The organism is Formosa algae (genome assembly GCF_001439665.1).
In the GTDB taxonomy this organism is placed as follows: domain Bacteria; phylum Bacteroidota; class Bacteroidia; order Flavobacteriales; family Flavobacteriaceae; genus Formosa; species Formosa algae.
Map to the genome: position 1 here is coordinate 35,509 of NZ_LMAK01000006.1, position 22,467 is coordinate 57,975.

At 33.2% G+C, this 22,467-nt stretch carries 21 protein-coding genes; 15 read left to right on the forward strand and 6 right to left on the reverse strand.

Features of this window, described 5'->3' with window-relative positions; genetic code table 11:
• Positions 1 to 22: 22 nt before the first annotated feature.
• From AST99_RS01580 to AST99_RS01600, 5 genes are all read left to right on the forward strand, one after another.
• Positions 23 to 565: an RNA polymerase sigma factor gene (locus tag AST99_RS01580; protein ID WP_057778436.1), complete on the forward strand. Its 543-nt coding sequence runs from the start codon at positions 23 to 25 to the stop codon at positions 563 to 565.
• Positions 566 to 598: 33 nt separating this feature from the next.
• Complete coding sequence (locus AST99_RS01585) at positions 599 to 1,096, forward strand: hypothetical protein (protein WP_057778438.1); 498 nt, start codon at positions 599 to 601, stop codon at positions 1,094 to 1,096.
• Positions 1,097 to 1,105: 9 nt separating this feature from the next.
• Entirely contained in the window at positions 1,106 to 1,540 is a 435-nt protein-coding gene (locus AST99_RS01590; protein ID WP_057778441.1) for a hypothetical protein, read from the forward strand.
• 256 nt (positions 1,541 to 1,796) lie between these two features.
• Positions 1,797 to 2,564, forward strand: coding sequence for an XRE family transcriptional regulator (locus AST99_RS01595; RefSeq protein WP_057778443.1), 768 nt, complete (start codon positions 1,797 to 1,799; stop codon positions 2,562 to 2,564).
• Positions 2,561 to 3,922 carry an exonuclease domain-containing protein gene (locus AST99_RS01600; protein ID WP_057778445.1) on the forward strand — a complete coding sequence of 454 codons (1,362 nt, stop codon included), beginning with the start codon at positions 2,561 to 2,563 and terminating at the stop codon, positions 3,920 to 3,922. The genes AST99_RS01595 and AST99_RS01600 overlap by 4 nt, the downstream gene beginning before the upstream one ends.
• Before the next feature lies 1 nt (position 3,923).
• On the opposite strand, the gene AST99_RS01605 is transcribed toward AST99_RS01600, so the two are convergent.
• Both AST99_RS01605 and AST99_RS01610 read right to left on the reverse strand, forming a co-directional pair.
• Positions 3,924 to 6,413, reverse strand: coding sequence for a polysaccharide biosynthesis tyrosine autokinase (locus AST99_RS01605; RefSeq protein ID WP_057778447.1), 2,490 nt, complete (start codon positions 6,411 to 6,413; stop codon positions 3,924 to 3,926).
• Between the two features lie 3 nt (positions 6,414 to 6,416).
• Positions 6,417 to 7,139 (reverse strand): polysaccharide biosynthesis/export family protein, encoded by a 723-nt coding sequence (locus AST99_RS01610; RefSeq protein WP_307415065.1) that lies wholly within the window; start codon positions 7,137 to 7,139, stop codon positions 6,417 to 6,419.
• A gap of 180 nt (positions 7,140 to 7,319) precedes the next feature.
• Here AST99_RS01610 and AST99_RS01615 point away from each other — a divergent pair, with 180 nt between their 5' ends.
• The 6 genes from AST99_RS01615 (at position 7,320) to secA (ending at position 15,377) form a co-directional block, all read left to right on the forward strand.
• Positions 7,320 to 9,176, forward strand: coding sequence for an ABC-F family ATP-binding cassette domain-containing protein (locus AST99_RS01615; RefSeq protein ID WP_057778451.1), 1,857 nt, complete (start codon positions 7,320 to 7,322; stop codon positions 9,174 to 9,176).
• A 24-nt stretch (positions 9,177 to 9,200) separates the two neighbouring features.
• On the forward strand, positions 9,201 to 9,974 hold the full coding sequence (locus AST99_RS01620; protein ID WP_057778453.1) for an O-methyltransferase: 774 nt from the start codon (positions 9,201 to 9,203) through the stop codon (positions 9,972 to 9,974).
• 119 nt (positions 9,975 to 10,093) lie between these two features.
• Positions 10,094 to 10,807, forward strand: a complete 714-nt coding sequence (locus AST99_RS01625) for an ABC transporter ATP-binding protein (RefSeq protein WP_057778455.1) — start codon at positions 10,094 to 10,096, stop codon at positions 10,805 to 10,807.
• A 98-nt stretch (positions 10,808 to 10,905) separates the two neighbouring features.
• Positions 10,906 to 11,478, forward strand: a complete 573-nt coding sequence (locus tag AST99_RS01630; protein WP_057778456.1) for a cob(I)yrinic acid a,c-diamide adenosyltransferase — start codon at positions 10,906 to 10,908, stop codon at positions 11,476 to 11,478.
• Positions 11,479 to 11,626: 148 nt separating this feature from the next.
• On the forward strand, positions 11,627 to 11,848 hold the full coding sequence (locus AST99_RS01635) for a DUF2795 domain-containing protein (protein ID WP_019387375.1): 222 nt from the start codon (positions 11,627 to 11,629) through the stop codon (positions 11,846 to 11,848).
• Positions 11,849 to 12,020: 172 nt separating this feature from the next.
• Complete coding sequence (gene secA, locus AST99_RS01640) at positions 12,021 to 15,377, forward strand: preprotein translocase subunit SecA (RefSeq protein WP_057778458.1); 3,357 nt, start codon at positions 12,021 to 12,023, stop codon at positions 15,375 to 15,377.
• Between the two features lie 85 nt (positions 15,378 to 15,462).
• On the opposite strand, the gene AST99_RS01645 is transcribed toward secA, so the two are convergent.
• Genes AST99_RS01645 through AST99_RS01655 form a run of 3 tightly spaced genes read right to left on the reverse strand, consistent with a single transcriptional unit; the run spans position 15,463 to position 18,059 of the window.
• Entirely contained in the window at positions 15,463 to 16,956 is a 1,494-nt protein-coding gene (locus tag AST99_RS01645) for a DUF4097 family beta strand repeat-containing protein (RefSeq protein ID WP_057778460.1), read from the reverse strand.
• 16 nt (positions 16,957 to 16,972) lie between these two features.
• Positions 16,973 to 17,575 carry a hypothetical protein gene (locus AST99_RS01650; RefSeq protein ID WP_057778462.1) on the reverse strand — a complete coding sequence of 201 codons (603 nt, stop codon included), beginning with the start codon at positions 17,573 to 17,575 and terminating at the stop codon, positions 16,973 to 16,975.
• Entirely contained in the window at positions 17,559 to 18,059 is a 501-nt protein-coding gene (locus AST99_RS01655; protein ID WP_057778464.1) for an RNA polymerase sigma factor, read from the reverse strand. Before AST99_RS01655 ends, AST99_RS01650 begins: the two co-directional genes overlap by 17 nt.
• A 229-nt stretch (positions 18,060 to 18,288) precedes the next feature.
• Here AST99_RS01655 and AST99_RS01660 point away from each other — a divergent pair, with 229 nt between their 5' ends.
• From AST99_RS01660 to AST99_RS01675, 4 genes are all read left to right on the forward strand, one after another.
• Positions 18,289 to 18,843: a DUF2911 domain-containing protein gene (locus AST99_RS01660; RefSeq protein WP_057778466.1), complete on the forward strand. Its 555-nt coding sequence runs from the start codon at positions 18,289 to 18,291 to the stop codon at positions 18,841 to 18,843.
• Positions 18,844 to 18,936: 93 nt separating this feature from the next.
• Positions 18,937 to 19,650 (forward strand): glycosyltransferase, encoded by a 714-nt coding sequence (locus AST99_RS01665; protein ID WP_057778468.1) that lies wholly within the window; start codon positions 18,937 to 18,939, stop codon positions 19,648 to 19,650.
• A complete protein-coding gene (locus tag AST99_RS01670; protein ID WP_057778470.1) occupies positions 19,650 to 20,273 on the forward strand; it encodes a lipid-A-disaccharide synthase N-terminal domain-containing protein in 624 nt (207 codons plus the stop codon). Before AST99_RS01665 ends, AST99_RS01670 begins: the two co-directional genes overlap by 1 nt.
• On the forward strand, positions 20,266 to 21,897 hold the full coding sequence (locus tag AST99_RS01675; RefSeq protein ID WP_057778473.1) for an ArnT family glycosyltransferase: 1,632 nt from the start codon (positions 20,266 to 20,268) through the stop codon (positions 21,895 to 21,897). Before AST99_RS01670 ends, AST99_RS01675 begins: the two co-directional genes overlap by 8 nt.
• Here the strand turns inward: AST99_RS01675 and AST99_RS01680 are convergent.
• A complete protein-coding gene (locus AST99_RS01680; protein ID WP_057778475.1) occupies positions 21,887 to 22,462 on the reverse strand; it encodes a phosphatase PAP2 family protein in 576 nt (191 codons plus the stop codon). The genes AST99_RS01675 and AST99_RS01680 overlap by 11 nt on opposite strands.
• Positions 22,463 to 22,467: the final 5 nt, after the last annotated feature.

The window sequence follows — 22,467 nt, forward strand, 5'->3', positions numbered from 1 at the left end:
AGTCTAAGTATAAAACGTATGAATGATTAACGAGTCTCAACTTTTAGAGCAACTAAAATCTGATGCTAGCAGAGATTCAGCTTTTAAAGACCTTATTAGTCTTTATAAAGAACGGCTGTATTGGCACATTCGTAATATTGTGAAATCTCACGACGACACGGATGATGTATTACAAAATACATTCATCAAAATTTTTAGAAATATAAATTCGTTTAACGGAGACAGTAAATTGTACTCTTGGATGTATAGAATAGCAACTAACGAAGCCATTTCTTTCATAAATAAAAGAGCAAAACTGTTACAAATAACAAACGAAGAGACACAGCAATTAGCTTTGGATCACTTACAATCAGACGTCTATTTTGAAGGTGATGAGATTCAATATAAATTACAACAAGCTATTGCAAAATTACCTCACAAACAACAATTAGTTTTTAATATGAGGTATTTTGAAGACATAAAGTATAAGGATATGTCTGAGATTTTAGAAACTAGTGAAGGCGCATTAAAGGCCTCTTATCATTTAGCAGTAAAAAAAATTGAAGACTATTTAACACATGATTAAACCTTTGAACAAAAACACAGTCTAAGCATTAAGATGAAACTGAAAGACTTACATAACGATAAAACCGCTGGGTTTAAAATGCCAAAAGATTATTTTAATACTCTTGAGGATTCCATTTTAAATGAAGCTAAACTGCAAGACAAAGTCTCAGACCACGGTTTTAAAGTTCCAGACTATTATTTTGATACTTTAGAAGATGAAATTCTAACTAAATTTCATTCTAAATCGACAACAAAAGTTAGAACTTTAAATATAAAACCATGGGCATATGCTGCCAGTATAGCAGCCTGTTTGGCACTTATGTTTACGCTTACATTTTCTAAAAATCAAACCCATTCTATTAGTTCAATAAACAACGACACCCTAGAATCTTTTATTTTAAGCGAAGAATTAAATACTTCGGAAATGGCAACATTAATAACAGATTCTGATGTATTCGAAAACGACATTTTAAACAGTGCTTTAAGCGATGCCTCTATAGATTACTATATTGAAAGTGAAGTTGATTTAGAAGACCTCTTAGACAATTAAACTTAACTTATGAAAAAAGGATATATCATTTTATTAATTGCCTTATGTAGTGTAAATGTATTTGCACAAACTAAAGACGAAAAAGTAAAGACACTAAAAATAGCTTTTATAACAGAAAAATTAGATTTGTCTAAATCTGAAGCTCAAAAATTCTGGCCCATTTATAATGCTTATGAAGAGGAAAATGACGCATTAAGAGATGAAATGAGAGCACAAAGAAAGGATATTAATTTAAACGATTTGTCTGAATCTGAAGCTAACAACCTTTTAAATAATATGGTGCAGTCTAACGAAAAAAGACTTCAATTATATAATCAATATGTAAAAGACTTAAAGAAGATTATACCTGCTAAAAAAATAATCATTCTTAAAAAATCTGAAGACGATTTTAGAAAAAAACTCTTCGAAGAATACAAAAAACGACATAAAGACGATAAAAAATAACAGTTTAAAAAGAGGCAAATGCCTCTTTTTTTTGGTTTAAACCGAAAGATTTTTCAAATAATAAAATACTGACACACTATATATCAACCTCTTACCTTGCATTAAATTTCATAATAATCATTAATAAAAGGGATATTAATTCTTTTCCTTTCAGTCTCATTTTTTTGTTTTTTCAGAATAATAATTTCGCTACATTTACAATCATTAATTACTACTATATAAACCAACCGTTTCTTACGTATAAAATTATTTATATATGATTGCTTCTAATATTCGCCATTTAAGGACACTTAAAAAACTTTCTCAAGAGGCTCTTGCTAAAGATTTAAAGATTACTCGATCTAGAATTGGATCTTATGAGGAAGCACGCTCAGAACCTTCAATAGACATGTTAATTGCATTTTCAGATTATTTTAAACTTCCAATAGATATTTTATTGCGCACAGATTTAAGTAAAACTAAAGACGGGTCTTTTTTAAATGTAGGAACTAATCGTATTCTTTTTCCAATGGTAGTCGATCTAGAAGACGATGATTTAATTGAAGTAGTGCCTGTAAAAGCTTCTGCCGGATATTTAAACGGTTACGACGATCCGGAGTATATCGACCAATTACAAAAAATAAAACTACCTTTCTTACCAACAGGAAAGCACAGAGCATTCCCTATTAAAGGCGATTCTATGCTCCCCTTAAAAGATGGTTCTTTTGTTGTTGGACAATTTATAGAAGATTTAAGAGACCTGCAAAACGGACGGACATATGTTGTTTTAACAGCCTCGCAAGGCATGGTTTACAAACGTGTTTACAATCAGATTAAAGAGAACAACTGTTTGCTTTTAGTGTCAGATAATAAAAGCTATGCGCCGTATTTAGTCCCAGCAGAAGATATTTTAGAATTATGGGAATTTACATGCTGTATAAATACACAAGAATACGACCAGCATGAACTACAAATGAGTAGTATTATAAGAATGTTTAACGAGCTTGGAGTAGAGTTGAAAGCTTTAGAAAAAATGATACAATAATGTATACAGTTATAGATATTGAAACAAACGGTAGCGGAAATAAAATTACCGAGATTGCGATTTTAAAACATGATGGGACACAGATTATTGAAGAATTTACGTCTTTAGTAAATCCAGAGGCTCAAATTCCACCATATATTACAACTCTTACAGGTATAGATAATAGAATGGTGGCCGATGCGCCAACCTTTGCTGAAATAGCGCAACACGTATTAGATATTACAGAAGATTCTATTTTTGTGGCTCATAATGTAAATTTCGATTACAATATCATCCGCAATGCTTTTAAAGAATTGGATATAGAATTTAAACGAAAAAAACTTTGTACAATACGGTTATCCAGAAAATTAATTCCTGGCCATCAGTCTTATAGTTTAGGAAAATTATGTACAGCACTTAACATCGATGTTTTTGACAGACACCGTGCTAAAGGAGATGCTGAAGCTACAGTTATTCTATTTGAATTATTACTAGCTAAAGAACAAGCAGACACGGTAATTAAAGATTTTTTAAAACCTTCGTCTAAAGAGGCCACTTTACCTCCTAATTTACCTAGCGCTGTTTTTAATGCCATTCCTAACAAACCCGGAATTTATTTTTTCAAAAATAAAAAAGGCACTATACTTTATGTTGGAAAAGCAAAAGATTTAAAAAAACGCGTCTTAAGTCATTTTTATAATAAATCGGATAAAGAGATGAATCTTTGTCGGGAAACGGCTGATATTACTTTTGAATTATCGGGAAGCGAACTCATCGCATTACTTATGGAAGATGCCGCTCTAAAAGCTCATTATCCAGAATTCAATCAAGCCGCCAAACGCAACCCCAAAGCATTTGCTATATTTAGTTATGAAGATAGAGATGGTATTAAACATTTAGCATATAACACCTTAAAATCTGCTCCTAATCCGCTTAAAATATATTACTCCATAACAGATTGCAGACAGCAATTAGAAAAATACTGTAAGGCATTTAATTTATGCCCTAAATACTGTCATTTACAAGAAGGAGCTACTGTATGCTCTCATTATGAAATTAATACATGCAAAGGGATTTGTAAACAAACAGAAACTGCAGAAAAATATAACTTGAGAGTTAATGAAGCTATTGAAGCCATTAAATATAGTAATCAAGAATTGGTTTTAAAACAAACTGGACGTCATCAAGAAGAGTCTGCATTTGTTTTAATAAAAGATGGATTTTACAAAGGCTACGGATTTATAGACACCACAGAACAAATTATGCACACCGAAGACTTGGAGCGTTTTTTAATCCCGCAACAAGACACTATGCATACACAAAAGATTTTACAAAGTGAATTATTAAAAGCACCTATACAATCGGCTATTGCAATCTAAATTAAGACTTCTTTATATATTCTTTTAATTTACCAATAATACCACTCTTTTTATCTTTTTCGTGGTATGCGTTTCCGTACACGCCATAGCCATAACCGTAACCATAACCGTAACCATAGCCATAACCGTAATTATGATTGGTTTTATGCTTGTAGAAGTTTAGTACAAAACTTATGTTTTTAACTTCTCCCATACGGTATTTCGCATTAATTAATGACAACATTCCTTTCTTGGTATAATCTAATCTTACCATAAAAATTGTAGCATCTGCAAACTGAGTCAGTTGTAACGCATCTGTAACTAAACCTAATGGTGGTGTATCCAAAATAATCATATCGTAATCTATACGAAGTTGATCTATTAGATCTGCCATCATATCACTCATTAATAATTCTGATGGATTTGGAGGTACAGGACCAGAAGGAATAATATCTAAATTATCTACGTTAGTATGACTGGTAACACGCTCTAAATCGTGTTCTCCAATTAAATAATTAACCATTCCCGAATCATTCGTAATTCCGAAATCACCAAATATTTTTGGTTTACGTAAATCTAATCCTAATAATATGGTTTTCTTACCAGATAGCGCATAGACCGTAGCCATGTTTATAGACGTAAAGGTTTTCCCTTCTCCACTTACAGACGAAGTAATCATGATGGTTTTTCCTAAATTAGACTTATTATCTTGCTTTTTTAGGATGAATTGCATACTCGACCTAATCGATCTAAAAGACTCTGCTACTGCAGATTTTGGCTTTTCAAATACCACAAGATTGTTATGGTATTTATATTTTCCAATAAGACCCAAAATAGGTATACGAGATAAACGCTCTACCTCATCAGAACCATGAATGGTATTATCTAATAAATAGATAATAAAGATCATAAGCATAGGTAAGAAAAATCCAACCATAAGCGCCATCATGTAATTAAGCGATTTATTTGGTCCAATTAATCCGCCTCCTATATCTTTAGCGTCATCAATAGATGTAATATCTGAAATATTAGCCGCTTTAACAATAGCCGCTTCACTACGTTTGGCCATGTATATATTATAAGCTTCTTGACTGATATCTAGCTTACGCTGAATTTTCAAGTATTGTTGTTGGTCTTCAGGTAAATTACTCAATTTAGACTCTAAGTTAGCCGCCTGTCTTTGAATACTATTTAATTGTAATCTTATCGTTCTTTTAGTGGCGTCTATAGTTTCTAATAATACCTTCTTTTCTGCATCTATTCTACGATCTAAATCTTTAAACAAGTTAGACCCTTCTTTCATGGTATATTCTAAACTTTGGCGTTCTATAGCTAAAGCCGTTATTTTACCTACACTTTGTTGAATGTTTGGTTCTTCAATCCCAACAGAAGATGGAGCTGCAATATTTATGTAATTTGTTTTCGTTTGTAAATAATCATCTAATGCGTTTAAGTAATTAAGCTTAGTTTGCTCAATTTCTTTAGCCATTTCGTATTCTCTTAAACGCGAAGACACTTCAGTCATTTCTGCATCTACATCAAATACTTTATTTTGCTTTCTAAACGTGTTCATCTCTTCCGAGACATCTTTTAAACTATTATTTACACTAGCCAAACTACTGTCTATAAAACGAATGGTATTGGTTGCATATAAGTTTTTTCGTTCTAACTCTGTCCGGCTTAAAATGGCAGATGTCGCATTTAAATAATCTACAATTTTCGCTTTATTATGTCCTGATAAGGATAACTTTAAAACAGAAGAAGATTCTTTAGAGAAGGGTTCTGTTTTAACCGCATTTTTATAATCGTTTACGACTTGATCGAAATTTAAAAATCTAACAAAATATTCTTCATTATTAGAAATGGTATGATCAGGCTTTGTAAACAGTGTAAAGTGAACAAAAGGTAACTCAACAGGTTTTCCTATAGTAAAGGTTTTAGTAAAAACTCCAATGGGTAAACGTACAGTTTCTGTATGCTTGTCTCCATAAAACTGCATACGTCCGTCTTCAGTTTCAAATTCATTAAAAATTTCAAACTGTGTAGCATTTATAAATCGTATCCCTAATGGCTGATTTAAAAGCTGACCTTTATCTTTATCAATTTCTACAAAGAATGGAGCATCTTTATAAATATCTTCTTTTCTATATTTCCCTTCTTTTAAATAATCGACATAAAACTGAAGTGAATCTACAACCAATTCGTTATGCGTTCGTGTTTGTAGTGAAGTAATTACCTTACCAACTTTTCCAGAAACACCACCCCAGTTAAAAGAAATACTGGTGTTTGCAGTAAAAAATGGGTTTTGATCGTTTTCTACAGTAATTAATGAATCTAATCTATATATGTTTTGTTTTCTAACATTTATAAGATAAGCTATAATTAATGCGACACCAATACATAGAAGTACTAATTTCCAAAGGTTAAGAACCTTAAATAAATATCCTCTAAAATCGAAGGTCATCCCTCCAGATTCCATTTGGTCTTGATCATCAAACTCGTATTGTGTCATTCGTTATAAGCGATCTATTAATAATAAAGTTGTAGTTCCTAATGTAAGTATGGTTGCAATTGTCGTTAAAGTTTGCACACCTGTTTCTCCAGTTCCCCAAGATTTCTGAGGTAAAGGTTTAACATAAATAATATCGTTAGGTTGTATGTAATAATATGGCGAACTCATAACATCTTCACGCGTAATGTCTAAATGATGAATTTTTTGCCCTTGTGGATATTGTCTAATAATTAAAATATCTTTTCTATCTCCAGTTATTGGTATTTCTCCAGCGTTGGCAATAGCTTCAAAAATATTTACACGATCTTGAAATAATGTATTTGTTCCAGGAGCTTCTACTTCCCCACTAACCGTATAACGTAAACCTGTTAATTTAACTGTTACAAAAATATTTGCGGTCTCTTTAAATTGCTCTTCAAGTAATTTTTTTTCTAAAATCTTCTCTATTTCTTCGGTGGTATAGCCTAAAACATTAATACGACCTAGCGCTGGCACTCTTATTTCTCCGTGTAAATCTACAGTGAACCCATCAAAATATGCACGCTCATCACTATTTGCATCTAACAAATCTTCTCCCATCGGATTAAAAATTTGTACAGCATCTTGATCTAAGGCTTTCACACGTATATTCAAAATATCATAGATCTGAATACGGTAAGGTGCCTGAGCAGCAACAACTTTAGCAATAGAATCGTTTACTGTTTCTGAAGGTTGTAAATAGACCATTTCTTTATGAGGAACGCATCCTGTAATTGAAAGACATAATACAACACAAGTGATTATAAAATTTTTGGTCATGAAAAGAAGTCAGATATTTGCGACAAATATAAGTTTTCGATAGGAATATAAAAACTAATCGTTTACTTTTTGGATATTTGCAAATCAATTCTAAAACATAGAAAACACTTGAATTATTTAACAGTAGAAAATATAGCTAAATCTTACGGAGAACTTACGTTATTCGAAAACCTGTCTTTTAGCATCCATAAAGATCAAAAAGTTGCTTTTGTAGCTAAAAACGGAACAGGAAAAACATCGATTCTAAACATTCTCTCAGGACTTGATCAGCCAGATACTGGACAAATAATTTTTAGAAAAGATATTACAGTGTCTTTCTTACCACAAGAACCCGTTTTAGATCCTAATCTAACGGTAGAAGCCACTATTTTTGATGGGGATCACGATATTTTAAAAGTGATAAAAAATTACGAAACGGCTTTACATAATACGGAAGATGCAGATGCTTATCAAAAAGCATTTGAACAAATGGACCGATATAATGCTTGGGACTTTGAAACGCAATACAAACAAATTCTATCTAAATTAAAATTAGATAACTTCTCACAGAAAGTAAGCACGCTATCTGGAGGACAAAAAAAACGTTTAGCCTTAGCGAATGCTTTAATTAATAAACCTGATTTATTAATTTTAGATGAGCCTACCAACCATTTAGATTTAGAAATGATTGAATGGTTAGAATTATTTTTTGCTAAAGAAAACATGACGTTATTTATGGTAACGCACGACCGTTTTTTCTTAGAACGTGTCTGTAACGAAATTATAGAATTGGACCAAGGCGAAATGTATAGTTATAAAGGAAACTATTCCTACTACCTTGAAAAGAAAGAAGCAAGAATTACTCAAGAAACTGTAGAAACAGGTAAAGCTAAACAACTTTTTAAAAAGGAATTAACTTGGATGCGTCGCCAACCTAAAGCACGTACTACCAAATCGAAATCTAGAATAGACGATTTTCACGATATTAAACAACGTGCCAGTAAGCGCCGTAAAGACCATCAGATCGAGTTAGAGCTTAACATGGAGCGTTTAGGAAATAAGATTGTAGAATTACACAACGTAAAAAAATCTTTTGGAGACAAAACCATTTTAAACGGATTTACTTACAATTTCCAGCGCGGTGAACGTGTAGGTATTATCGGAAAAAATGGTACTGGAAAATCTACCTTTCTAAACATTTTAACAGAAACGGCTAAACCAGATAGTGGCACAATAACACTTGGGGAGACTGTTAAGTTTGGTTATTATACCCAAGCGGGAATAGAGGTTAAACCCGATCAGAAAGTTATAGATGTAGTTCGTGAGTTTGGAGATTATATTCCTTTAAAAAAAGGACGTCAAATTAGTGCACAACAATTATTAGAGCGCTTTTTATTCGATAGAAAAAAACAATACGATTTTGTTGAAAAATTAAGTGGTGGAGAGCGTAAACGTTTATACTTATGTACCGTTTTAATTCAGAATCCTAATTTCTTAATTCTGGATGAACCCACAAACGATTTAGATATCGTAACGCTAAACGTTCTTGAAGATTTCTTATTAGATTTCCCGGGTTGTTTATTAGTAGTAACTCACGACCGTTATTTTATGGATAAAATTGTAGATCACCTTTTTGTTTTTAGAGGCGAAGGTGTGGTTGAAGATTTTCCTGGAAACTATAGCGATTTTAGAGCTTATGAAGACAGTCCTGAAACATCGCCTACAGACGAAAAAAAAGAAAAGAAGAATTGGAAACAAGATTCTAGTACTAAATTATCTTATAACGAACAGAAGGAATATAACAATATAGAAAGCAAACTAAAATCGTTAGCATTCGATAAAACAGAACTAGAAGCTAAGTTTTTAAATCCTGAGCTCTCTCAAGACCAGATTAACGAACTCTCTGTGAAATTAGAAAAACTAATCCAAGAAATAGACGAGAAAGAAGAACGTTGGTTTGAACTTGCCGCAAAATTAGAAGGTTAAAATTTCAATTCGAATTTAGAAATCGTGCTGCATCAAATTCAAGAATATATAAAATTTTTAAAACGCTCTACAAATCAGCATGGGGTGCACTCCCCTTTTGTCTTTAACCTAGTTACAAAATGCTTTTACGACAAAAAACAGTATGCTGATTATGCTTTAATTACAAACTATAAAAAAGCGCTTTTAAACAACAACACTCTAATAGAAATCACCGATCTAGGTACCGGTTCTCAGTTTACAAAAAACAACACTCGCAGTATAAATAGTATTGCTAAACATTCTGGAGCATCTTTAAATCGTGCTAAATTATTATATCGTTTAGCAAAGTATTTTAAATTTAACAATAGCCTTGAATTAGGAACCTCTCTTGGCATCTCTACACATGCCATAGCGCTAGGTTACAAAAACGGAAACGTAACCTCTATTGAAGGTTGCCCCGAAATAGCAAAATTCACCACACTGAATTTAAAAGAAAATAATATTAAGCATGCCAAAGTTCGCGTTGGAGATTTCAGCAAGGTTATCCCTGAATTAAAAGACGAGACCTTCGATTTTATATTATTTGATGGCAATCATAATAAAGAGGCAACTTTAACTTATTTTGAATTATTACTCCCTAAAATTCACAATGACACCGTATGTGTATTCGATGATATTTATTGGTCTAAAGGCATGACAGAAGCATGGGAACTTATTAAAAAACACCCTAAAGTAAAAGTAACTATAGATACGTTTCAATATGGATTTGTATGTTTCAGAAAAGAGCAAGTCAAAGAACATTTCACGATAAGATTATAACTTAGTCAAGTTAATTTTACAGTTTTATTTATCAATTTTGTAACAAATCGTAAAGTCCTGCGTCTTATTTCTTATATAAATTCCTGTATCTTGCAGTAACCAATATCAGCATCAATTTTATGGATAACGTCATTGAAATCACCAACATCATCCGCGATTTTAAACTCGGACAAGAAACCGTTCATGTATTAAAAGGTATAGATTTAACCATTAAACGAGGCGATTATATTGCGATTATGGGACCTTCTGGTTCTGGGAAATCTACACTCATGAATTTATTAGGGTGTTTAGATACTCCAACGGCGGGATCTTATGTTTTAAATGGCAAAGATGTTAGTAAAATGACAGACGATGAGTTAGCTGATATTAGAAACACAGAAATCGGATTCGTTTTCCAAACGTTTAATTTACTTCCAAGAACAACGGCTTTAGATAATGTAGCATTACCTATGGTCTATGCAGGTTACTCGAAAGCCGACCGTACAAAACGAGCCGAAGAAGTGTTAACAGAAGTCGGATTAGCAGATCGAATGGACCATAAACCCAACCAACTTTCTGGAGGACAACGTCAACGTGTTGCTGTAGGACGTGCTCTTGTTAATAAACCTTCAATAATTTTGGCCGATGAACCTACAGGAAATTTAGATTCTAAAACCTCTGTAGAAATTATGGGTCTTTTCAATACCATACATGAACAAGGCAATACAGTAATTTTAGTAACACACGAAGAAGATATCGCAGAGCATGCTCATAGAATTATTCGATTAAGAGATGGTATTATTGAAAGCGATACGAGAAACGAAAAAATCACTGTTCAACCTCAAATGCTTTAATCAAAATCTTATTTCATTTTTAAAGCCTAAATTTTCCATGTAACTTTGGAATGTGTCAAAAATCTAAAGACACCATTTTAATTTTAAGTTAGCATTACATGAAAATATATACTAAAACCGGCGATAAAGGTACAACTGCACTTTTTGGAGGCACACGTGTGCCTAAACATCATATTCGTATTGAAAGTTACGGCACTGTAGACGAGTTAAACTCTTACATCGGACTTATACGCGATCAAGATATTAATCCAGCTTATAAAGAAGTCTTAATCGTAATTCAAGATCGATTATTTACCGTTGGCGCGATGCTAGCAACACCTCCAGAAAAAGCGATTTTAAAAAATGGTAAGGAACGATTAAATATTCCAAAAATTGAAGATGCCAATAGTATTCTCTTAGAAAACGAAATGGATGCTATGAATTTAGAATTACCACCAATGACGCATTTTGTGTTACCTGGTGGCCACCAAACCGTGTCATTCTGTCATATTGCACGTTGTGTATGCCGTAGAGCAGAACGCTTAGCCTCAGAGCTAAACGATATAGAACCATTAAATCCGCAAACGTTAACCTATTTAAACCGCCTTTCTGACTACCTTTTTGTGTTGGCACGAAAGTTGTCTCATGACTTACAAGCAGACGAAGTAAAGTGGATTCCGGAAAAACAATAATTTAAAGTTTTAAGGGTTTTATAACCTGCTTGAAGTCAATTTGTTTGAAAAAACAAGTCGTTCTTTAATTTAATGATGAAATAATTCATTTTTTTCTTGACTATTTAAACTAAAAAATTATTTTTGCAAAAAATAAAACGAATTACAGATGTATTGGACATTAGAATTAGCATCATATTTAAGCGATGCGCCTTGGCCAGCTACTAAAGATGAGCTGATTGACTACGCAATTAGAACTGGAGCACCTTTAGAAGTTGTAGAAAATTTACAATCCATTGAAGATGAAGGCGATTCGTACGACTCCATTGAAGAGATATGGTCTGACTATCCTACGGATGAAGATTATCTCTGGAACGAGGATGAATATTAGTATTATATAAAGAAAAGTTAAAAAGTCTCGTATCGAGGCTTTTTTTTGTGCTATTCTTTATTAAACATAACAACAAAACGTATATTTGAGTGCTATATTTTAAACGCATTTAAAGTACATAACTGTATCTATTAAGTTGCAAAACTTAATACAACCATTAACACATATACACATGAATTTTTTAAATTCTGTACTTAAGGTATTTGTTGGAGATAAATCCAAGCAAGATGTAAAAGCCATCATGCCTTTAGTAAATAAAATTAAAACCTTCGAAAAGGCGCTAGAAGCTTTATCGCATGACGAATTAAGAGCAAAGACCGCTTTTTTTAAAGCTAAAATTGCAGAAGGAAGACAACCTTTCGAAGATCAAATCTCAAAGCTTTTAGAAGAAGCTAACAATACCGAAGACATAGACAGACGCGAAGATATTTATCAAGAAATTGATAAAATTAAAGACGACTCTTATGCTGCTACAGAAGACGTATTAAACGACATTCTTCCTGAAGCTTTTGCTGTTGTTAAAGAAACAGCTAAACGATTTAAAGACAACACAAATATTCCGGTAACAGCAAGTGCTTTCGACAGAGAAATCTCTGGTACAAAAGACTACGTTGTTTTAGAAGACGACAAAGCCGTTTGGGCAAACTCTTGGGATGCTGCAGGGAAAGCCATTACTTGGGATATGGTACATTACGATGTCCAACTTATTGGTGGTATTGCCATGCACCAAGGTAAAATTGCAGAGATGCATACAGGGGAAGGTAAAACATTAGTAGCCACCTTACCTATGTATTTAAATGCGTTAACCGGAAGAGGTGTACACTTAGTAACCGTGAATGATTATTTAGCAAAACGTGATAGTGCGTGGATGGCTCCTATTTTCGAATTTCATGGTTTAAGTATCGATTGTATCGATTATCACCAACCAAACTCAGATGCTCGTAAAAAAGCATACAACGCAGATATTACTTACGGTACAAATAACGAATTTGGTTTCGATTATTTACGTGATAATATGGCACATTCGCCAAACGATTTAGTACAACGTCCGCACCACTATGCCATAGTCGATGAAGTCGATTCTGTATTAGTAGATGATGCACGTACACCGTTAATCATTTCTGGACCAATACCGCAAGGAGACCGTCAAGAATTTACAGAGTTAAAACCAAAAGTAGATGATATTGTTGCTGTACAACGCAAGTATTTAACTGGAGTTTTAGCAGAAGCAAAAAAACTAATTGCTAGTGGAGACACTAAAGAAGGAGGTTTCCAACTGTTACGTGTATACCGTGGTATGCCTAAAAACAAAGCCTTAATTAAGTTTTTAAGTGAAGACGGAATCCGTCAATTATTACAGAAAACAGAAAATCATTACATGCAAGATAACAACCGCGAGATGCCTAAGGTAGACGAAGCGTTGTTTTATGTAATCGATGAAAAAAATAATCAAATTGAATTATCAGATAAAGGTGTAGAATACCTTTCTGGTAAAGATGATCCTAACTTTTTCGTGATGCCTGAGATTGGTATCGAAATGGCTAAAATTGAAGCTAAAGGTTTACCTGCGGAACAAGAAGCTGAAGAAAAAGAAGAGTTATTTAAAGACTTCGGTATAAAATCTGAACGTATTCATACCTTAAACCAGTTGCTTAAAGCATACGCCCTATTTGAAAAAGACATTCAATATGTGGTTATGGAGAATAAGGTTATGATTGTCGATGAGCAAACAGGTCGTATTATGGATGGACGTCGTTATAGTGACGGATTACACCAAGCGATTGAAGCCAAAGAAAATGTAAAAATTGAAGCAGCAACACAAACATTTGCAACAGTAACGCTTCAAAATTATTTTAGAATGTATCGTAAACTGTCTGGTATGACAGGTACTGCGATTACAGAAGCTGGTGAATTCTGGGAAATCTATAAATTAGATGTTGTAGAAATTCCAACAAACCGTCCGATTGCAAGAGATGACAGAGAAGATTTAGTTTATAAAACGAAACGTGAAAAATACAATGCAGTAATTGACGAAGTAACTAAACTCTCTCAAGCTGGTCGTCCAATATTAATTGGTACAACAAACGTTGAAATTAGTGAACTTTTAGGAAAAATGCTTAGCATTCGTAAAGTGCCACATAATGTCTTAAATGCCAAGTTACATAAAAAAGAAGCAGATATTGTTGCTGAAGCTGGTAAGCCAGGACAAGTAACTATTGCAACTAACATGGCTGGTCGTGGTACCGATATTAAGTTAATAGACGAAGTTAAAAAAGTTGGTGGTTTGGCCATTATTGGTACAGAACGTCATGATTCTCGTCGTGTAGACCGTCAGTTACGTGGTCGTGCAGGTCGTCAAGGAGATCCAGGAAGTTCTCAATTCTATGTGTCATTAGAAGATAACTTAATGCGATTATTCGGATCTGAGCGTATTGCAAAAATGATGGATAAAATGGGATTAGAAGAAGGTGAAGTGATTCAGCATTCTATGATTTCAAAATCTATTGAGCGTGCACAGAAAAAAGTTGAAGAAAATAACTTTGGTGTTCGTAAGCGTTTATTAGAGTATGATGATGTTATGAATGCACAACGTGAAGTTGTATATAAGCGTCGTCACCATGCTTTATTTGGAGAACGTTTAAGCGTAGATTTAGCAAACATGATTTTCGATACTGCTGAAAATATTGCTGAAACGAATAAAGGTGCAAACGACTTTAAGAATTTCGGTTTTGAAGTGATTCGTTATTTTTCAATGAGCAATCCAGTAAGTGAACAAGAATTTAATAAGTTAACCGTACAGGACATTGCTGCTAAAGTTTATAAAGCTGCTTTCGATTATTACAAAACTAAAATGGCTAAGAATGCAGAACTTGCATTCCCAATCATTAAAAATGTTTACGAAACACAAAGCGATAAATTTAAGCGTATTGTAGTGCCATTTACAGATGGTGTTAAAACGTTACAAGTGGTAACAGATTTACAACAAGCTTATGAAACTGAAGGAAAACAATTAATTACAGATTTTGAAAAAAACATTACGTTAGCTATTATCGACGATGCTTGGAAATCGCATTTACGTAAAATGGATGAGTTAAAACAATCTGTTCAATTAGCGGTTCACGAACAAAAAGATCCGTTATTAATTTATAAGTTTGAAGCTTTCGAATTATTTAAAGACATGATCACTCAAGTCAATAAAGACGTGATTTCATTCTTATTTAAAGGAGAGTTACCAAGCGAAGATCAGAATGCAATTAGCGAGGAAAGACAACAAGCACCTAAAAAGCAAAAATTAGAAACGACTAAAGAAGAAATTCCTAATTTAGATGAGCGTGCGTCACAAAGTAGAGCTGCTGGACAAACGCAACGCCAACCAGAAGTTGTAGAAACTATTGTTCGCGACAGACCAAAAATTGGTAGAAACGATAAAGTGACGATCAAGAATGTAATGAACGGAGAAAGTAAAACCGTAAAATACAAACAAGCTGAGCCACTTTTAGCAAAAGGTGATTGGGTAATTACTGAATAAGAAAAAAGCCAAAAGGCTTTATCATAATATAAAAGGATCTAGGCTATGTAAAATAGTCTAGATTTTTTTTTGGAAGTATTTTAAACTACTCCATCAATACTTTACTAAATTTTGCATTCACAATAATTGATTTATTGCTACTTAAATCCCCTGTAGAAAACGTAGATGCATTTTCACTAGTTGTTTTCTTTGGGTGTTTAAAACGCGACTGTTTTCCGTTGTATTGTAAACTATAGGCTGTGTTTGGCAGCTTAATTACAGCATCACTATTATCTAATACAATATTTAAATTTTGAAAACTATCTGCAATCTCGTTAATTTTTAAATCTCCAAAACTACCATTAATAATAGTATTCCCAGAAATGTTTCCCAAATGAATACTAGAAGAATTTGAATTTAAAACCATACTATTTACTTCAGATAATTTAGCCTGTTCAACATAATTTAAAATCAGATTTCCTTGATTCCACTGCGCAATAGATACGGGTGCATAAGACACATCGATGGAAGTCAGACTTCCATCGATGGTTTGTGCTGTTAATTTTGTATGAGACATTACAGCCTTTAAATTTTCTATTAAAGACACAAATTGTAATTCGCCGTATTTTACATTCACTTTTAAATTGGCCTTTTTAGGCATACGAATAATTATGGTTTTTTTAAGATTAGAATGTGCTGGTTTACTACTTTGATTGACTTCTAAACGACTTTTAGCCTCTTCGGCACGTGCTCTACTTTCTTGGGCATGTGCCTGAGCTTCCATTTGTTTTTCAAAAGATTTACCAAACGATTCGCCCCAAGCTTCCATACTTTTCTCGAAATCTTTTCCAAACCCGTCCTCAAACTGTTTTCCCCAAGCTTCCATTTGCTTGCCATAAGATTCTCCGAATTTCTCGCCCCAAGCTTCCATTTCCTTTTCATATTCTTTAAAACCAGATGCACTAAACTGTTTTGCCCAAGATTTCATTTTATCCTGATACTCTTTACCATATTTTTTCTGATAAATTTTACTCCATGATTCCAAATACGATTCCCCTTCTTCTTTATAGCGTTCGTAATCAAAATTTACTTGAGTAATCCCTTCAGGTAAATCTGGCAATTGCGGCATTACCGGAGCTTGCGGCATAGTTGGCAGCTGTGGTAAATGAGATACATGCGACATATCTGGCATGGGTGGCATTGGCGGAATTTGAGCTAAATCGAATTCTAATGTTTTTAATGCAGACATGGCATTAGAATCGAAAATATAATCGTCTTCCCACCCATTTTGGGTACTCTTAGAACTTATGGTTACAAAATTATTTGAACCACTTACATCTACATTCCATTGTTGTAAGGCTTTTTGCAAATCGGTTTTACTTAGCTTATCACTTTCAATAAAAGCTTCGACTTCAATAATATCTTTATTCCAGGTATCTATTTTAACCGTGGTATAATTAGACTCTAATTGTATGGTCACCGCTTTATTTACTTTTAAAGATTGTGAGGCTTTGTTCAGTTTTTGTTGTGCTAGTGTGTGATGAGACACGAAACACAAAAACAGAACACTTGTTATTGATTTTATAATAATCTGTTTCATTTTTTGATTGATTTTTTTAAAAAGAGTGTTGTGTTGCTTCTTCGGCAACAGTTTCAGAACTTAATGTTTTTAATTGATCGCGTAAACGGTACAATAAATTCAAACGCAATTTTAAGTTGTCTATTAACGCGTTTACTGTAAATTCACTAGGACCAGATGCCGTTAATTCTTCAGACAGTCGTTTGTATTCGTTAGATAATTCTTCAAGTCTTTCAATATAACCGTCTATTAACTCTTTGTTTTCCGGAGTCAGTTCTACTTTAGATAATTCGGTATGAATACTTGCTAAATAATAATCTTCTACCTTCTTTAAATCTGGAGACAAATCTCCTAACGTTTTTATTCTAACTTCTGGTTTTGTATTGACATCTGTGATTGTTGGTGATTGACTATTGTTATCTTGATTTGAATTTAAATACGTATAACCACCAAAACTCAAACCCAACAAAATCACTAAACTTACAGCTATTTTCACCCAATTAACCTTCGACTTTACTGGAGTTTCTGGTAAACAGGCATTCAACTTATCCAAAAAGCGCGCTTCATGCCCTTCAGGTATACTATCGTTTTTATCTTGTGCCCTATCAGCCATAAATAAGTCTCTAATATCTTGCGCCATAGTGTTTAGATTTTAAAAGTTCTTGTAATTTTTGTTTCCCTCGAGATAATTGTGTGCGTGATGCAACTTCAGAAATATTTAAAATTTCAGAAATTTCTTGATGATCGTAACCTTCTATTAAAAATAACATGACAACATATTTATATTTTTCGGGCAAGGTTTCCATCACCACTTTCACATCATGCACTGTGGCCGCATCATCAATCTGCCAATCGTCATCTGTATCATTCGCATCTATAACTTTAAGGTGCACCTCGTCTAGTGTTTCTAAATGCTGTTTTTTTGACTTCAAGGCATCAATACATGTATTGACCACAATACGTTTTAACCAGGCACCAAAAGTGACATCGCCTTTAAATTGATGCAATTTGCTAAAGGCCTTTATAAAAGCATCTTGCACAAGATCTTCGGCTTCGGCTGTATTCGAAATAAATCGTTTGGCAACAATATACATGCCTTGGCAGTACTGGTTGTATAACTGCATTTGCGCCTTACGGTTATTTCGTTTACATTCTTCTACAAGATGTATAGAAAATGAATTCACTTATGGTATTTTTGGTTAGTGTACATCTTAAAGACACCTTTTATTTGGAAGTGTTGCAAAAAGATAGCATTTTTTTTAAAAGCTTGTTAAATTTGAATTAATTAAAGCACTCTGCTTTATGTTAGTCATCTTTTAAAGTATATTTATTCTCTTAAATAATAATTAGTATATGAATAGATTTTTAAAGTGGGTCATGATACTCTTAGTCTTTGTAGCTGTAGGAATTTTTCTATATGCATATTTTGAAAAAGGAGCCTTTAGTAAAGTTCTAAGTCCAAAGGACACAGTAGAATACAAACTAAATGACTTAAAATTAGAAGTCTTTTATAATAGACCCTCTAAACGTGACCGTTTAATCTTTGGAGGTCTTGTACCTTATAATGAAGTTTGGAGAACTGGAGCTAACGAAGCCACAACTTTTAAAACAAATAAAGCTTTAAAAATAGGAACAGATTCTTTACCTCCAGGAAAATATACACTTTGGACCGTACCAAACGATACCATTTGGCATGTTATGTTTAATAAAAAACAATACAAATGGGGCGTAGACGATACGATGAAAGCAATGCGCGATCCAGATTTTGATGTGGTTGATTTAAAAGTTCCGGTTGAAAAATTAAATAATGTTGTTGAAGAATTTACTATTTCTTTCGATAATTCTACAGATAATTTAGCCTTAACCATGGCATGGGACGATGTAAAAGTTGCAGTACCTTTAAAGTAAACGGACATTTTAGTGAGTTTATTTAACATTTTTAAATGTTAAAAATTTCTTTTCTAGAAAAAAGAATACATTTGTACTTTCAAGTTTCTATCTATGAGTTACCAATTCACCATTATAGTCCCTGTTTATAATGAAGAAGACAATTTATTACGTGTTGAGCAAGAACTTTCTGCATATGCAAAAACGGCTACTAAATCCACTAAAATTCTTCTTGTAAACGATGGCTCTAAAGACAAAAGTCAAGAACTTATAGAAACCATTTGTAACCGCTCTGAGGCTTTTGAATTTATTAGTTTTAAACAAAACAGAGGTTTAAGTGCAGCCATAAAAGCAGGGTTCGATTACACAAACACCCCTTTAGTGGGCTATATAGATTCTGATTTACAAACGGCACCATCAGATTTTAATATCTTATTACAACATATAGGCGAATATGACTTAGTAACCGGGGTACGCTCAAATAGAAAAGATTCGTTTGTAAAAAATATGTCTTCTAAAATTGCTAATGGTATCCGTAGAAGTTTCACGCATGATGGCATGGACGATACAGGATGCCCATTAAAAGTGATAAAAACAGATTACGCCAAACGTATTCCTATGTTTAAAGGGTTACATCGCTTTTTACCAGCCATGATTTTACTACAACATGGAAAAATAATTCAGGTGCCTGTACAACATTTTCCACGTATAGCTGGTGAAGCTAAATTTGGATTATGGAACAGACTTTTAGGGCCTTTAGTAGACTGTTTTGCCTACATGTGGATGAAAAAGAAGTATATTAACTACGAAATCGAGACCCGTAGTTAATGAATAATTATATTATATATACTATAGGATTTATTGCACAAATCCTATTCTCTTCGCGACTTGTTGTGCAGTGGGTAACGTCTGAAAAAAAACGTAAAGTTATTACTCCTACGCTATTCTGGACGCTCAGTTTAATTGCATCATTCTTACTATTTGTGTATGGCTATCTAAGGCAAGATTTTGCCATTATGCTCGGACAAAGTTTAACGTATTTTATCTATATAAGAAATCTTCAACTTCAAAATCAGTGGGAAAAATTTCCTAAACCTATGCGTTGGTTTTTACTCTTTGTACCATTATTTATTGTAATTTATTACTTTAATAATAACCAAATAGATATCACGTTACTATTTAAAAACGAAAACATTCCTGTTTGGTTATTGGTTTTAGGTATTATATCGCAAGTGGTTTTTACATTACGCTTTATATACCAATGGATGTATTCTGAAAAGAAAAAAGAATCGACACTCCCTTTTGGTTTTTGGGCTTTAAGCTTAGCAGGATCTGTACTTATTTTAATTTATGCCGTTTTAAGAAGAGACCCTGTGTTATTTACAGGACATATACTTGGCGCAATTATATACAGCAGAAACCTTGTTTTAATAAAGAAATATCATGATTAAAATCATTGAAAAACATCCTATTGTAACCATTTGTATTATGGTGGCAGTGATGCTCCTTCCCAATTTGCACGTTATGCAAGTGACTATTATGGAAGCGAGAAACTTTATTACAGCCCGCGAAATGATTTTAGATAATCATTGGCTATTAACCACTATGAATGGTGAAGCACGCTACGAAAAACCACCATTACCAACCTGGTTATCTGCGATTTCAGCTTTGATATTCGGAATACAAGTCTATGCATTACGATTGCCTACAGTATTTATGATTATGCTATTAGGTGTGTTTGTGTACAAACTATCTGTATCTCTCGTTCAGAATAAAGTCCACAGCCTAGTCAATGCATGTTTAGTTATTACAGCTTTTTATACAGTTGGAATTACCATTGAAGCCCCATGGGATATTTATGCTCACGGATTTATGATGGTGGCAATTTACAATCTCTTTCAACTTTTTCAGAAAACAAGCAATTTTTGGACACACACATTAATAGCCGGAATCTGTTTAGGATTTTCTTTTTTAAGTAAAGGTCCTGTGTCTTTATATGCACTGTTTTTGCCGTTTGTATTAGCGTATGCGTTTACCTATAAATTTAAAGCTTTTAAACCTAAAACCTTTTCTGTTTTTAGTGTCTTAATCTTAATGCTTGCTATTGGCGGTTGGTGGTTTATTTACGTACGATTGATAGATCCTGAAACCTTTACACATATTACACAAAAAGAAACTAGTAACTGGGGAAGTTATAATATTAGACCCTTTTATTACTACTGGAGCTTTTTTACACAAAGTGGTATTTGGACCATTCCTGCATTTATAAGTTTATTATATCCGTATTTAAAAACGAGAGTACGGAATTTAAAAGCATACAAATTCAGTTTCTATTGGACGCTAATTGCTGTCGTTTTATTATCATTAATCCCGGAAAAGAAATCTAGATATCTTATGCCTGTTTTAATTCCTTTAGCCATAAATACTGGTTTTTATATCGATTATTTAATCCAACATTTTAAAACGTTAAAGGACAAAAGGGAAACTATTCCTGTGTATTTCAATTTTGGCTTAATAGCAGCAATTGGGATAGTATTTCCTGTAATTGCTTATTTAGGGTTAAAAGATCAATTACAAGGATTTTGGATACAATATATTACTGCTTCTATTGTACTCTTTAGTATTGGAATTTTAATTTTTATCAACTTAAAAAATAAGGCGATAAAAACGGTATTTTATCTTACCGTACTATTTTATGGATCTATTTTTATTGTAGCCTTACCACTATACAATGCCATGGTACCGGAACATTATACCCAGATTACAACTTTAAAAGATGAAGCTAAAACTGAAGGTATAAACGTTTACGGCTCTAATTATGTGTCTCCAGAGATGATCTGGTTATACGGAGACGTGCTGCCTATTATTGCAGATGACAATGATGAATTGCTTTTCCCAAAAGATAAACGTTTCGGATTACTAGCAAGAGAATTTACAGATACAGAACTGCAATCTATAGGTGAGTTATACAACATAGATTTTGTGAGAACATACGACATAAATATGGCCGATTCGTCTTCAAAAAAACATAATGATAGGCTTGTAAATACTTACTATATTTTAACTAAAAAGTAGGTAAACCACGACGCTTCGCTATATATACAAACAGTTTAAAGAATCCGAAACCTGAAAGGGCTCCAAAAGTTAGTCCACATAATAAATCTAACGGATAATGCACCCCAACATATACACGACTATAAGCTACAATTAAGCTCCAAATCATTAATAAGTATATCGCTTTCTTATAAAAAGGCCTAAGTATTAATCCGCCAAAAATAGCAGCAGCCATAGTATTAGACGAGTGTCCTGAAAAGAAACCATAACGCCCGCAACGCGCTGCAATATAACGCATGTGTTCCATTACTCCTTCTGCCCTACACGGTCTAAACCGTTGTACGGAATGCTTCACCACATTAGTCATTTGGTCTGTAAAAGTGATCATCAGAACAATTATAATTAAAGACACAACCAAAGACTGTAAGCCTCTTTTTTTATAAATTAGGACTAATAAAAGCCCATATAAAGGAGCAAATGTATACTCGTGTGTTATGGCTAACCAAAACGGATCCCAAGTTTCAGAACCTAAGTTATTTAAGTATAGAAATAGCTCTTTATCTGTATTTACTAGTTTTTCGAACATAAAAC